The sequence below is a fragment of the Acidovorax sp. GW821-FHT10E04 genome, from assembly GCF_059415185.1.
Genome location: NZ_JBWKMT010000004.1, coordinates 357,754 through 371,336 on the forward strand (window position 1 = coordinate 357,754; position 13,583 = coordinate 371,336).

Annotated in this window: 12 protein-coding genes; 8 read left to right on the forward strand and 4 right to left on the reverse strand. The window is 67.7% G+C overall.

Annotation, left to right across the window (positions count from 1 at the left end):
- The first annotated feature begins 11 nt into the window (after positions 1 to 11).
- The 4 genes from thrC to moaD all read left to right on the forward strand — a co-directional run bounded on the left by thrC (position 12) and on the right by moaD (position 3,729).
- Positions 12 to 1,451, forward strand: a complete 1,440-nt coding sequence (gene thrC, locus AC07OC_RS15090; protein ID WP_218340136.1) for a threonine synthase — start codon at positions 12 to 14, stop codon at positions 1,449 to 1,451.
- A 148-nt stretch (positions 1,452 to 1,599) separates the two neighbouring features.
- A complete protein-coding gene (gene mobB / locus AC07OC_RS15095) occupies positions 1,600 to 2,157 on the forward strand; it encodes a molybdopterin-guanine dinucleotide biosynthesis protein B (RefSeq protein WP_218340137.1) in 558 nt (185 codons plus the stop codon).
- Positions 2,154 to 3,395 (forward strand): molybdopterin molybdotransferase MoeA, encoded by a 1,242-nt coding sequence (locus AC07OC_RS15100; RefSeq protein ID WP_218340138.1) that lies wholly within the window; start codon positions 2,154 to 2,156, stop codon positions 3,393 to 3,395. Before mobB ends, AC07OC_RS15100 begins: the two co-directional genes overlap by 4 nt.
- Before the next feature lie 79 nt (positions 3,396 to 3,474).
- On the forward strand, positions 3,475 to 3,729 hold the full coding sequence (moaD, locus tag AC07OC_RS15105) for a molybdopterin converting factor subunit 1 (RefSeq protein ID WP_218295545.1): 255 nt from the start codon (positions 3,475 to 3,477) through the stop codon (positions 3,727 to 3,729).
- On the opposite strand, the gene dapA is transcribed toward moaD, so the two are convergent.
- The 4 genes from dapA to AC07OC_RS15125 all read right to left on the reverse strand — a co-directional run bounded on the left by dapA (position 3,716) and on the right by AC07OC_RS15125 (position 6,507).
- On the reverse strand, positions 3,716 to 4,612 hold the full coding sequence (dapA, locus tag AC07OC_RS15110) for a 4-hydroxy-tetrahydrodipicolinate synthase (RefSeq protein ID WP_218340139.1): 897 nt from the start codon (positions 4,610 to 4,612) through the stop codon (positions 3,716 to 3,718). The genes moaD and dapA overlap by 14 nt on opposite strands.
- A gap of 279 nt (positions 4,613 to 4,891) precedes the next feature.
- Positions 4,892 to 5,251 (reverse strand): hypothetical protein, encoded by a 360-nt coding sequence (locus tag AC07OC_RS15115; protein ID WP_218295543.1) that lies wholly within the window; start codon positions 5,249 to 5,251, stop codon positions 4,892 to 4,894.
- Positions 5,252 to 5,311: 60 nt separating this feature from the next.
- The gene (locus AC07OC_RS15120) at positions 5,312 to 6,223 is read right to left on the reverse strand and encodes a hypothetical protein (protein ID WP_494601628.1); all 912 of its coding nucleotides are present in this window, start codon (positions 6,221 to 6,223) and stop codon (positions 5,312 to 5,314) included.
- Between the two features lie 29 nt (positions 6,224 to 6,252).
- Entirely contained in the window at positions 6,253 to 6,507 is a 255-nt protein-coding gene (locus AC07OC_RS15125) for a hypothetical protein (RefSeq protein WP_218295541.1), read from the reverse strand.
- Between the two features lie 76 nt (positions 6,508 to 6,583).
- On the opposite strand from AC07OC_RS15125, the gene AC07OC_RS15130 reads away from it, so the two are divergent.
- The 4 genes from AC07OC_RS15130 to clpB all read left to right on the forward strand — a co-directional run bounded on the left by AC07OC_RS15130 (position 6,584) and on the right by clpB (position 13,546).
- Positions 6,584 to 6,814 (forward strand): hypothetical protein, encoded by a 231-nt coding sequence (locus AC07OC_RS15130; RefSeq protein ID WP_218295540.1) that lies wholly within the window; start codon positions 6,584 to 6,586, stop codon positions 6,812 to 6,814.
- A 57-nt stretch (positions 6,815 to 6,871) separates the two neighbouring features.
- Positions 6,872 to 7,348, forward strand: coding sequence for a molybdenum cofactor biosynthesis protein MoaE (locus tag AC07OC_RS15135; RefSeq protein ID WP_218340141.1), 477 nt, complete (start codon positions 6,872 to 6,874; stop codon positions 7,346 to 7,348).
- Between the two features lie 183 nt (positions 7,349 to 7,531).
- A complete protein-coding gene (locus AC07OC_RS15140) occupies positions 7,532 to 10,780 on the forward strand; it encodes an IPTL-CTERM sorting domain-containing protein (protein WP_218340142.1) in 3,249 nt (1,082 codons plus the stop codon).
- A gap of 159 nt (positions 10,781 to 10,939) precedes the next feature.
- A complete protein-coding gene (gene clpB / locus AC07OC_RS15145) occupies positions 10,940 to 13,546 on the forward strand; it encodes an ATP-dependent chaperone ClpB (RefSeq protein ID WP_218340143.1) in 2,607 nt (868 codons plus the stop codon).
- Positions 13,547 to 13,583: the final 37 nt, after the last annotated feature.

Here is a 13,583-nt window from a genome sequence, read left to right on the forward strand (position 1 = left end):
ACGGAAACCTCATGAAATACATCAGTACCCGCGGCCATGCCGACCGCAAGCATTTCTGCGACATCCTGCTCGAAGGCCTAGCCCCCGATGGCGGCCTGTACCTGCCCGAGCACTACCCGCAGGTCAACGACGCCATGCTCACGCGCCTGCGCAAGGCCTACCACGAGCAGGGCTACGCCGAGCTGGCCTTCCAGATCCTGTCGCTGTACATCGACGACATCCCCGCTGCAGACCTGAAGGCCCTGTGCGCCAAGACGTACACGGCCGAAGTCTTCGGCACGGGCGAGATCGTGCCCCTGCGCCATCTCGAAGACGGCCTGTGGCTCGAAGCCCTGTCCAACGGCCCTACGCTGGCCTTCAAGGACATGGCCATGCAGTTGCTGGGCAACCTCTTCGAATATGAACTCAAGCGCCGCGGCGAAGAGCTGAACATTCTGGGCGCCACGAGCGGTGACACCGGCAGCGCGGCCGAATATGCCATGCGCGGCAAAGAGGGCGTGCGTGTCTTCATGACCAGCCCGCACGGCCGCATGAGCGCCTTCCAGCAGGCGCAGATGTTCAGCCTGCAGGACGAGAACATCCACAACATCGCCATCGAAGGCGTGTTCGACGACTGCCAGGACATCGTCAAGGCCGTCTCGAACGACCTGGCCTTCAAGCGCAAGTACAAGATCGGCACCGTCAATTCCATCAACTGGGCGCGCCTGCTGGCGCAGGTGGTGTACTATTTCGCGGGTTACATCCAGGCCACGGAGAACAACAGCCAGAAGGTCAGCTTCACGGTGCCTTCGGGCAACTTCGGCAACGTCTGCGCCGGCCATGTGGCGCGCATGATGGGCCTGCCGATCGACAAGCTGGTGGTGGCCACCAACGAGAACGACGTGCTCGACGAGTTCTTCCGCACTGGTGCGTATCGCGTGCGCGCCGCGGCCGATACACACGAAACATCGAGCCCCTCGATGGACATCAGCAAGGCCAGCAACTTCGAGCGGTTCATCTTCGACCTGCTGGGCCGCAACGGCCAGCGCACGAACGCGTTGTTTGCCAAAGCACTGCCCGCATATGGCCGGTTCGATTTGAGCGCCGACCCGCTGTTTGCCGAGGCCGCCACCAAGTACGGCTTTGAAAGCGGCAAGAGCACCCATGCCGACCGCCTGGCCACCATCAAGGACAACTATGAGCGCCATGGCGTCACCATCGACACCCACACGGCCGATGGCGTGAAGGTGGCGCGCGAACACCACCAGGACGCCACGGTGCCCATGATCGTGCTGGAGACCGCGCTGCCCATCAAGTTCGCCGAGACCATCGTCGAAGCCCTGGGCCATGCGCCCGAGCGGCCCGCCAAGTTCGCGGGCATCGAAGACCTGCCCAAGCGGGTGCACGTCATGCCTGCCAACGTGCAGTTGGTGAAGCAATACATCGAGCGCCACTGCGCGCCAGCCCTGTAGGCGGGTGGCCAGACAATCCAGAGACGTTATGCCGCTGCGCAGGCGGTGGACGGCTCTGGATGGCTTGATTTGATATGAAAAATGCCCCTGGCGCTTGTCTGATAAGCGTTAGCAGCTATAAATACAATAGCTAACCAAGGAGCAGTGGATGAAGGTTGTCGGTTTCGCCGGTTTTTCCGGCAGTGGCAAGACCACGCTGGTCGAGCAGTTGATTCCCGAGCTGCGGCTGCGGGGGCTGCGCGTGTCGGTGGTCAAGCATGCCCACCACAGTTTTGACCTCGACCATCCGGGCAAGGACACCTACCGCCACCGCGAGGCAGGCGCCTTCGAGGTGGTGGCGGCCTCCGACAAGCGGCTCATGCTCGTGCGCGAGTTCGAGCGGCCCGCCACGCTCAGCGTGCACCACCTGATCGCGGAGCTGTACCCGGGCGTGGACTGGGTGCTGGTGGAGGGCTTCAAGGACAGCGACCTGCTCAAGGTGGAGGTGTGGCGTGCACCCGAGCCCGGGCAGGTGGCCAAGCCCGTGCGCTACCCCGAGGACGACTTCGTGGTCGCCATCGCCACCGATGCACCGCGGGGCCTGCCCGTGTCCACGCAGCTGCCCTTGCTGGACCTCAATGCGCCGGGGCAGGTGGTGGACTGGCTGATCGAGAACCAGCACCGCTTCGACTACGACTGCGAACTCTATGGAGCCGGTCTCGCATGAACCGCCCGAACAACCCCTTGAAGCCCCTCGACGCAGCGTTGGAGGACCTGCTGCCGCAGGCCGCGCCCCTGCAGGGCACCGAGACGGTCACCACCTTCGATGCGGACGGCCGCGTGCTGGCGCAGGACTGCGTCTCGGCCCTGCAGGTGCCCCCGCAGGACAACAGCTCCATGGACGGCTACGCGGTGCGCTGCGCCGATGTGGCGGCCGTGGGGGTGGTGCTGCCCGTGTCGCAGCGCATTGCGGCGGGCAGCGCGGGCGATCCGCTGGTGCCGGGCAGCGCCGCCCGCATCTTCACGGGCGCGCCCGTGCCTGCCGGGGCCGATGCGATCCTGATGCAGGAAGACTGCGAAGCCCTGGCCATGGAGGACGGCCTGGGCCAGGTGCGCATCAACGCCGTGCCCCGGCGGGGCCAATGGATCCGCAGTGCGGGCGAGGACATCACCCGGGGTGCCGTGGTGCTGCCGGCCGGCACACGCCTCACCCCGGCCGAACTGGGGCTGGCCGCCAGCATCGGGCTGCACCAGCTGCAGGTGGCCCGCCGCCCCCGCGTGGCGCTGTTCTCCACGGGCGATGAACTCGTCATGCCCGGCCAGGTACCGCCCGAGCAGATGCGGCCGGGAGCCATCTACAACAGCAACCGCTTCTTCCTGCGCGCCATGCTGCTGCGCCTGGGCTGCGAGGTGACCGACTTTGGCATCGTGCCGGATCGGCGCGACGCCACCATCGACGCCCTGCGCGAGGCGAGTGCCGCACACGACCTGATCCTGACCAGCGGCGGCGTGAGCGTGGGCGAGGAAGACCACATCAAGCCCGCCGTGGAGACGCTGGGCACGCTGGACCTGTGGCAGATCGCCATGAAGCCCGGCAAACCCTTCGCCTATGGCCGCATTGGTGCGGCCCATTTCATGGGCTTGCCGGGCAATCCCGTGTCGAGCTTCCTGACCTTTGCGCTCCTCGTGCGGCCGTTTGTGCTGCGCCTGCAGGGTGTGCACGACGTCGCTCCTCAATCCCTGGCTGCTCGCGCTGATTTCACCTGGCCCAAGGCCGACAAACGCCGCGAATTTCTGCGCGTGCGGCACAACGCGGCGGGGGGGCTGGAGCTGTTCAACAACCAGAGCTCGGGCGTGCTCACCTCCGCCGCCTGGGGCGACGGCGTGGTGGACAACCCGGCGGGCCAGACCATTGCATCTGGCGATACGGTGCGATTTATCTCCTTTGCGGAGTTGTTGTCATGAGAAACCAGCCCCACGCTCCCCACTGTGTGTGGTCGCTGCCCCCCGAGGGGGCCGCTTTTCATCTTGGGGCGGCCCGGCGATGAAAAAGATCACCGTGCGCTACTTCGCCTCGATCCGCGAGGCCATCGGGCAGGGCAGCGAGGCACTGGAGACCTCCGCCACCACGCTGGGTGCCTTGCGCGACGAACTCATCGCACGCGGCGGCGCCCACGCCAGCAGCCTGGCGCGCGGCAGGGCGGTGCGCATGGCGCTCAACCAGACCTTGAGCGACGAATCCGCCACCCTGGCCGAGGGGGCCGAGGTGGCATTTTTCCCTCCGGTTACGGGCGGCTGACGCCAGGCAGCGCCCGCAGGCGCTGCTCCAATGCCTTGGAGGCCGCCGTCATGGGTGCCCGCAGGCCATTGCAGATCTCCCCTGCGTGCGCCAGCATGGCCTTGAGCGGGGCAGGGTTGGGCTCTGCAAAACACGCTTCCACCCAGGGTTGCAGGGCCTGCCACAAGTCGCGGGCCGCGGGCAGATCGCCCAGGCGCAGCAGGGCCATCAACTCCACGAAACGCGGTGTCTGCCAGTGCGCGCAGGCAGAGATGGCACCCGCGCCGCCGAGGGCCAGCGTATGGAAGATCTGCGCGTCTTCGCCCGTCAGCACCTGCAGCCGGCCATCGGCGATCAGGGCCTGCGTCTTGGCGGGGTTGCCGCCGCAGTCCTTGATGGCCTGGATGCGCGGATGCCCCGCCAGCGCCAGCAGCGTCTCGGTGGTGAGCGTGGCGCCCGTGCGGTAAGGAATGTCATAAATCAGCACGGGCGCCGCGCTGGCGTCGGCCAGGGTTCGGAACCAGTGCAGCAGGCCTTCTTGCGAGGGACGGATGTAGTGGGGGGCGGACACCAGCAGGCCTGCAACCGGGTAGTGCGCAAGGGCCTGCACCTGCTCCAGCACCCGGCCCTGGTGGTAGCCCGACACGCCCATCACCACGGGCAAGCCCTGTGCGGCGCTGAGCACTGTTTCCAGCACCTGCAGCTGCTCGGCCTTGTCGAGGGCCGCAGCCTCACCGGTCGAGCCGCAGGCAACGAAGCCCGAAACACCGTCGGCACACAGCCGGGCGGTGAGGGCGGCAAGGGCCGGATGGTCCACGGCGCCGTCCTTGAACGGCGTGACCAGGGCGATCCAGAGCCCGCTGAACGGCGGCTGGTGGGAGGTGGCGGTATCGGTGGCAGACATGCGAAGCATCCTTTCAGGGTTCGACCAGGGGAAGAACCGTCCGGAGGGAGTGCGTGCGGAATGCCGGGGAGTGAAAAGAGAAAAGAAAAAAGGGAATTTCTCTACCAGGTGGTTCCGTCGCTCATCCGGACGGAACCACAGCTCCGGTCAGATGAGCTCTGGTTTTTTGGCTTTGCCCACGCACCGCAACGCCACCGCAGGTGCGGCGGTCATGGCAAAGGGGGTGTGTGTGGACATGCGCCGCAGTATAGCGAAGCGCCTGCCGTGTCCCAGGAGTGGTCAGCCTGCCTGCGGTGGCTGGGCCGCATCGTGTGCAGGTTCAGGCTGGGGCGGCACCAGCCCGGGGCATGGCCACGCCAGCAGTTCGGCCAGGCGCGTGACGATCCACGTGGCCTCGGGCACCGACACGCCGGATTCAAGGGTGCACAGCCCCGCATGGATGCGCCGCAGGATCTCGGCCTCGGAAGGCGCCTGCACGTGGTACAGCGTCTGTGCGTGCTCCACCAGGTGGCCCGCCAGGTCTTCGCACAGCTCGTAGCGGGCGCGCACGCCGTCTGCCTTTTCCGTCAGGCGTCCTCGGGTGTCGGTGTACACCGCCATGAAGGAGGGCGGCACGTGGATCTGGTTGTCGTCGTACATGGCTGGGTAGATGGTGGGAGCGATCAGGCGGCAGAAAAAATGCCCGCCAGAGCGGTTCAGTCAGGGGCTTTGCATATCCGCGGCTTGGTGGTGCGCGGGGGCTTGCGAGCAGGTTTGCAGGTGGTTGTGCGCCATGGCCGCTGTCTCGGCAAACCAGCCCAGCAGGTGTTGCAGCCAGATTCGCAGTTCAGCCTGAAAGCGGGGCGTGAGCGCGACCAGGCCCCGGGGGGCATCCTGGGTGAGGTGGCCCTGCGCCGTTGCCTCGTTGACCAGGTTGCGCACATGCGAGTGCGAAAAGCCCAGGCGCTGCGCAAGCTCGCTGGCGCGCAGGGCAAACGGCTTGGGCCCTTGATCGCCGGGGCGGTGCACCCGGCAGTGTTCGCGCAGCAGCAGCATGGCAATGCGCCCGCCGCCTTCGCGCTGGTCAAACCAGTCCCAGCCGCCGAAGCGGCCCCGGGTTTCGGCCAGGCGATCCAGGATGTGGTCGGCCCCGGCCAGAAAGGCGGCAAAGTAGTCCGCGTCGCTGTCCAGCCGCTGCGCATGGCCCGCGGGCAGGGCGCCCAGGGCCTCGGCGCAGTGCAGGTGGTGCCGCACCCAGGTGCGCAGGCCGTCCAGCAGCCGGGGGGTGGGCGCGAGGTAGCGGAGCCGGCGGTCGGCGGGATCGGTGTCCACCGCCACCATGCCCGCCAGCCGCAGCACGGCGAAGAACGTGGCCAGCGTGCGGGCGCCCCCCGGCATGCGTTGCTGCAGGAGCGTCAGCGTGGGGCGTGGCGCGCCCCGCAGCTGCCATTGGTAGTGCTGCACCACCAGCCGGCCCGCCGCGTGCGACTGCAGCGCCCGGCCGAAGATCTTGTTGATGAGCCGTTCGTTCCAGTGCAGGCGCAGGATGCCGTCGCAGTAGGCCTCCACGGCCTGGGTGTAGGTGTCCGGAGCCTGGGAGTCGAGCGCTTCGAAGGATTCTTGCAGGTCCATGGCGCGTGTTGCGGTGCAGGGTTGCTGTTTCAGTCCGGCGTGAACAGGCGCTCGAACTTGGCCTGGTCTGCGGCCAGCTCGAAGGTCACCACCTGGCCCATTTTCATGTCCGACAGGCGGCAGGCCCCAAACAGGGTGGTTTTGCCTGCCAGCTCCATCACCTCCAGGTCGATGATGGCGTAGGGGTGGGGCACGAAGACCTGGTGCTTGAACACATCGCGGACCGTGTTGCGCGGGGACGGGTAGAGCTTGTAGAGATCGGTCTCGATCGTTTGTGTGGCCATGGGCTTAAGGTGCGAGGGTGGCTGCAGTACGGGTACAGTGCGGGCGAATCGTACAGACAAACCTTTTTACCAATCTATGGCACGCAACAAAAGTGAATGGCCCTCCAAGGTGCTGGCGCTGGTCCGCGGCGGCAACCTGCCCGCCGCCATCGCGCAGATCAAGGTGGCACCCACCGTCGGCGACGTCACCCGGCTGCAGACCCTGCTGGCCCAGCTGCCCCCTTCGCCCGCGCTGGCGCAGCTGAACAAGGTGGTGGAAGAAGAGCGTGCCTTGCTGGCCGCGCCACGGCTGCACCGTTCGCCGTAAGCGGCCACGCCGCGCCATTCCGCCTTGCCGCCATTCGCCCTGTAGAGAGCTTCTGCCATGACCTTGCCCCGCGTTTCCATCCAGACCGAGGACTTTGACCTGTCCACCGAAATCGCCGCCCTGCGCCGCGAGAACAAGGGCGTGGGCGCGGTGTGCAGCTTTGTGGGCACGGTGCGCGACCGCAACGAAGGCGACCAGGTGTCCTCCATGGAGCTGGAACACTACCCCGGCATGACCGAAAAATCCATCGAGGCCATGGTGGACGAGGCGTTCCGGCGTTTCGACATCTTTGGCGCCCGCGTGATCCACCGCGTGGGGCTGCTGCAACCGCTGGACCAGATCGTGCTGGTGGCCGTGACCAGCGCCCACCGGGGTCAGAGCTTTCAGGCCTGCGAGTTCCTCATGGACTACCTCAAGACCCAGGCCCCGTTCTGGAAGAAGGAAGAAACCGCCCAGGGCGCGCGCTGGGTGGACGCGCGGGTGAGCGACGACGCTGCGCTGGCGCGCTGGGGCATCGTGGCCACCAACGCCTGAACGCACCCGCCGGCCGGCCGGAATGCCCCTGCTGCCGGCGCTGCAGCCGCGCGCCAGGCCGGCGGTTTCGCAGATCGATGCAATCTTTGGACTTGTGCGGCGCTGGTCCCCTTTTGAGAATCGCCTGCTGTCCCGCTGGCACCTTTCTTCTGCCCGGCGAGGGCTGACAGGGAGGAATGTGTCATGGAACTTCAAGCGCGGGCATTTTCACGCGCGTGCCGATGGTGCCTGGCGGCCGTGGGGCTCATGCTGGCGCTTTCGGGTCCGGCCCGGGCCGACGTGGCCTTTGTCGCCGCCAGCAGCCTTTCCCTGGGGGGGCTGCTCGGCGAGACGGCGCGCGGCGACTTCAATGAAGACGGCCAGCCGGACCTTGCCGTGGTGGACCGGCAAGACAACACCGTCAGGATCCTGCTCAATACCGGCGGCGCTGCGGGCTTTTCGGCCGCGGGTTCGTTCGGCGTGGGCGCGGCCCCTTACGGCCTGGTGGCGGCCGACTTCAATGGGGATGGGCATCTGGACATCGCGGTGGCCAGCTTCAACGAAGGCACCGTCACGGTCCGCCTGGGCGACGGCCATGGCGGGCTGTCTGCAGCAACCGCCTTCGGCGCCGGCCCCAATCCTTATGGCCTGGCGGTGGCGGACTTCGATGGCGACGGGCGGCTGGACGTGGCCGTTGCGGTCTTCTCGGGCGCGGCCAAGGGGGTTTCGGTGCTGTGGGGCGACGGGACAGGCCGGCTGGATGGGCGTCCCCGCACGGAGATCGGCATGGGTGTGTCGACGACACGCATCGTCTCGGGCGACTGGAATGAAGACGGGCATGCCGACATCGTGGTGGGCTCGGGCGATGGCGTCTTCTGGCTGCGGGGAGACGGCGCGGGCGGCTTCGCGGCGGCCCAGCGCCTGACGGGCGATGAGTACGTGCCTTTCGTGGCCGTCGGCGATGCCAACGGAGACGGCCACCTGGACATCCTGGCGCTGGTGCAGAACACCTCGGCCAGCCCGATCCTCCTGACCGGGGACGGCACGGGAAACTTTTCACGCCGCGGCGTGGGCTCCCCCGGATGGTTCTCGAGCGCTGCCATCGTGGATGCCACGGGCGATGGACGGGCGGACCTGGTGCTCGCGCGCTCCAGCGGCACCGTTGTGGTGTGGCCCGGCCTCGCCGGTGGCGGGTTCGGCTTCAACGCAGGGGGCCAGGAGTACTCGGTGGGTGATGACGAAAGCACCCTGGCGGTGGCCGATTTCAACGGCGACGGCCACCCGGACATTGCCGTGGCCAACGGGTGGGGCGGGCGAATGGTCCGGTTGCTGGGAGACGGCGCGGGCCGCTTTGCCGCCGCACGCAGCTACGGCATCCCCGAGCGGGACGCGCGCGCTGTGGCGGTGGCCGACTTCAACGAGGACGGGCGGATCGACCTGGCCGTCGCCTACGCGGATGAATCCAGCGTCTGGATCCTGCGGGGCGATGGCCAGGGCGGCTTCGTGTTGTCCACGCGGCTCGATACCGGGGCGCAGGTGCGCGCGCTGGCCGCTGGCGACCTCGACGGGGATGGCCACGCGGACCTGGCGGTGGTCAGCGAAACCGACCGGAGCGTCATGGTCTATCTGGGCCGGGGGGCGGGCGACTTCTCCCTGGCGGGCCAGGGTTTCTTTACCGGGCTGTCGCCCAGGTCGATCGTCACCGGGACATTTCGCGGGCCGGGCTACCCTGCCCATGCCGCCGTGTGGGCGCTGGAGACGACCAGCTCGCTCGAAGCCATCCGATGGGTGGGCGTCACGCCCCAAGGCGCCGTCGACATGCTGGACATGACGGTGTGGCAGGGCGTGCGGGGCTTCGCGCCGGTCGATGTCAACCAGGATGGGCGCACCGACCTGGTGGCCGCGACCTCGGCGGGCACCGTGGGCACTTCGCTGTCCGCCGCTTCGCAGCCGCTGGAGCCGGTCTACCTGCCTGTCTCGGCTGGCCCGCTGGGCGCGGTCGCGGGGTGGGGCGTCGCGGGGCGGGCGGGGGTGTTCACGGCCGCCGGCACGCAGATCGCGTCCCTGGCCGCGGCGCCCGGGCAGGCGCTGGGCGTGGTGGGACAGTACGGCGCAGGGCTCGCGGCCAAGGCGCTCGCGGCCGCGGATTTCGATGGCGACGGGCTGCCCGACGTGGTGGGCGCCGACGCGTCGGGTGGGATCGCCATCCTGCGCGGGCAGGCCGGGGTGGGCGCTCTGGGCCTGCCTGTCGCGCGGTTCGCCGGAGGCACGGCCGAGCAGATGGCGGTGGCCGATTTCAATGGCGACGGCAGGCCGGACGTCGCCATTGCCAACGGTATCGCGGGCATCACGGTGCTGATGAATGCCTCCCCGTCGGCCGATGCCGCATTGGCCTCCCTGGCGCTGTCGCAGGGTGTCCTCAGCCCCGCGTTCCAGCCGCAGGTAGTGGCGTATGCGGCTGGCGTGCCGCATGCGGTGACCGCGCTTTCCCTGACGCCCGTCGCCGCCGATGCCGGGGCCTCCATCACCGTGAACGGCACGCCCGTGGCCAGCAGCTCCGCGACGCCGCCCCTGGCCCTGGTGCCGGGTACCAATGTGATCCAGGTGGAGGTGCTCGCGCAGAACGGCGTGGCCCGCCGGACGTACACCATCACCGTGGTCCGCGACCAGACGGTCCGGCACGCGGTCACGGCCCTGGCGGGCTCGGGTGGCAGCATCGGCCCGGCCGGCACGGTCGACGTGGCGCAGGGACAGACGCAGGCCTTCACCGTCACGCCCGGCGCGGGTTACCGCATCGCGTCCGTGGCGGGCTGTGGCGGCAGCCTGGCCGGTAGCACCTACACCACGGCAGCGGTGACGGCCGCCTGCACCGTGCAGGCGCGTTTTGAAACCCTGCCCACACCGACGAACACCGGGTCGGGGCCCGTCAACGTGGGCGTGGTGGATGGCAGCACGGGCTGTCAGCTGGATCTGGCGGGCACCGGCCCGGTGGCGGTGCCGGCGCCGTACCCCGGCGCCACCTTGCCGCACGGGGCGTTCCGCCTGCGGCTCATCCATTGCCAGCCGGGTGAGACGGTGCGTGTGGCGGTGACCTTTCCAGACCTCACGGGCTTCACCGTGAAGAAGTACGGGCCCACACCCGACAGCCCTTCCTCCAGCCGATACTACGACCCCGTGAACCTGCAGATCAGCGGCAACACCGTGACCTACGATGTGACGGACGGTGGCTGGGGGGACGACAGCTTTGGCGCGCAGGATGGCACCATCAACGACCCTGTCGTCCCCGTGCTGCTGGCGCCTGGCCCGGTGGCGATCCCCACGCTGTCGGCCGGGGGCCTGGGTGGGCTGGCTGCCCTTCTGGGGTTGCTGGCCTTGCGGGGCGGCCGGCGCACGGCCCTGCGGGCCCACTGGGCCGGTACCTGGTCCGGAGTTTCGAGAGAAATCAGCCGCTAGCGCTTGATGGTAAAGCGCTGGAAGCTATAAAAATGGTAGCTAATGGGGAAGCCATCGGCTGGATGATTCGCTGACGCAGGTCAATCGGTGGGCGGGGGCAGTGTCTTGAAATCAGGCATACCCCGCCTCAAGTGCTCTGCAATTCGGAGGACATCCACCATGCGTCTCGACAAATTCACCACCAAGTTCCAGGAAGCCCTGAGCGATGCCCAGAGCATCGCCCTGGGCAATGACCACGCCTACATCGAGCCCGTGCACATGCTCGTGGCCATGCTCAAGCAGGACGACGGCCCCAAGGCGCTGCTGCAGCGTGCGGGCGCCAATGTGCCCGGCCTGCTGGCGGCGGCCGAGGCCGCCGTCAAGCGCCTGCCCCAGGTGCAGGGCAACGAGCAGGTGCAGGGCGGCCCGGAGCTCGGCCGCGTGCTGCAGGCCACCGAGAAGGAGGCCATCAAGCGCGGCGACCAGTTCATCGCCAGCGAGCTGTTCCTGCTGGCCGTGATCGACAGCAAGGGCGAGGCCGCCAAGATCGCCAAGGACAACGGCCTGACGCGCAAGAGCCTGGAAGCCGCCATCGACGCCGTGCGCGGCGGCCAGAAGATGGACAGTGCCGAGGCCGAGGGCCAGCGCGGCGCCCTGGCCAAGTACTGCATCGACCTGACCGAGCGCGCGCGCATCGGCAAGCTCGACCCCGTGATCGGCCGCGACGACGAGATCCGCCGCGCCATCCAGGTGCTGCAGCGCCGCACCAAGAACAACCCGGTGCTCATCGGCGAGCCCGGCGTGGGCAAGACGGCCATCGTCGAAGGCCTGGCCCAGCGCATCGTGGCCGGCGAGGTACCCGAGTCGCTCAAGAACAAGCGCGTGCTGTCGCTGGACATGGCGGCGCTGCTCGCGGGCGCCAAGTTCCGCGGCGAGTTCGAGGAGCGCCTGAAGACCGTGCTGAACGAATTGGCCAAGGACGAGGGGCAAACAATAGTCTTCATCGACGAGCTGCACACCATGGTGGGCGCGGGCAAGGCCGAGGGCGCGATGGATGCGGGCAACATGCTCAAGCCAGCGCTTGCGCGCGGCGAGCTGCACTGCGTGGGCGCGACCACGCTCGACGAGTACCGCAAGTACATCGAGAAGGACGCCGCGCTGGAGCGGCGCTTCCAGAAGATCCTCGTGGGCGAACCCACCGTGGAGGCGACCATCGCCATCCTGCGCGGCCTGCAGGAAAAGTACGAGGTGCACCACGGCGTGGACATCACCGACCCGGCCATCGTGGCCGCGGCCGAGCTGTCCAACCGCTACATCACCGACCGCTTCCTGCCCGACAAGGCGATTGACCTCATCGACGAGGCCGCGTCCAAGATCAAGATCGAGATGGACTCCAAGCCCGAGGTGATGGACAAGCTCGACCGCCGCCTGATCCAGCTGCAGATCGAGCGCGAAGCGGTGCGCCGCGAGAAGGATGAGTCCTCGCAAAAGCGCTTTGCGCTCATCGAGGAAGAGATCGCCAAGCTGCAAAAGGAAATCGCCGACTACGACGAGATCTGGCAGTCCGAAAAAGCCCAGGCGCAGGGCAGCGCGCACGTGCGCGAGGCCATCGACAAGCTCAAGTTCCAGATCGAGGAATTCACCCGCAAGGGCGACTTCAACAAGGTGGCCGAGCTGCAGTACGGCAAGCTGCCCGACCTGGAAAAGCAGCTGAAGGAAGCGCAGGCGCAGGAGGATGGCAAGGACGGCGCCCCCGCCACCCGCCGCCTGCTGCGCACACAGGTGGGTGCCGAAGAAATTGCCGAGGTGGTGAGCCGCGCCACGGGCATTCCGGTGGCCAAGATGATGCAGGGCGAAAAGGACAAGCTCCTGCTGATGGAGGCCAAGCTGCATGAACGCGTGGTGGGCCAGGAGGAGGCGATCGCCGCCGTGGCCAACGCCATCCGCCGTTCGCGCTCGGGCCTGAGTGACCCCAACCGCCCCACGGGCTCGTTCCTGTTCCTGGGCCCCACGGGCGTGGGCAAGACCGAGCTGTGCAAGGCGCTGGCGGGCTTTCTGTTCGACAGCGAGGACCACCTGGTGCGCATCGACATGAGCGAGTTCATGGAAAAGCACTCGGTGGCCCGCCTGATCGGCGCGCCGCCCGGCTACGTGGGCTACGAGGAGGGTGGCTACCTCACGGAGGCCGTGCGCCGCAAGCCCTACAGCGTGCTGCTGCTCGACGAGGTGGAGAAGGCCCACCCGGATGTGTTCAACGTGCTGCTGCAGGTGCTGGACGACGGCCGCCTGACCGACGGCCAGGGACGTACCGTGGACTTCAAGAACACGGTGATCGTGATGACGAGCAACATCGGCTCGCACCTGATCCAGGCCATGGTCGGACAGGACTCCGAGGACATCAAGGAAGCGGTGTGGGGCGAGCTCAAGAACCACTTCCGGCCCGAGTTCCTCAACCGCATCGACGAGACCGTGGTGTTCCACGCGCTGGACGCGCAGCACATCGCCTCGATCGCCAGGATCCAGCTGCAGCTGCTGCAATCCCGGCTGGCCAAGATGGATTTGGAATTGCAGGTGTCGGATGCGGCCTTGGCAGAATTGGCCAAGGTGGGGTTCGACCCGGTGTTCGGCGCGCGGCCGCTCAAGCGGGCGATCCAGCAGCGCATCGAGAACCCGCTGTCCAAGTTGTTGCTGGAAGGGCGTTTCCCGCCCAAGAGCGTGATTCCGGTCACCGTGAACCCCGTGCTGGAGCCGGGTGTGTTCCAGTTCGGCGTGGCCCCGCAGGAGTGATGTGGGCCGGGAAAGGGATTGCGGCGCTGGCCAGGGC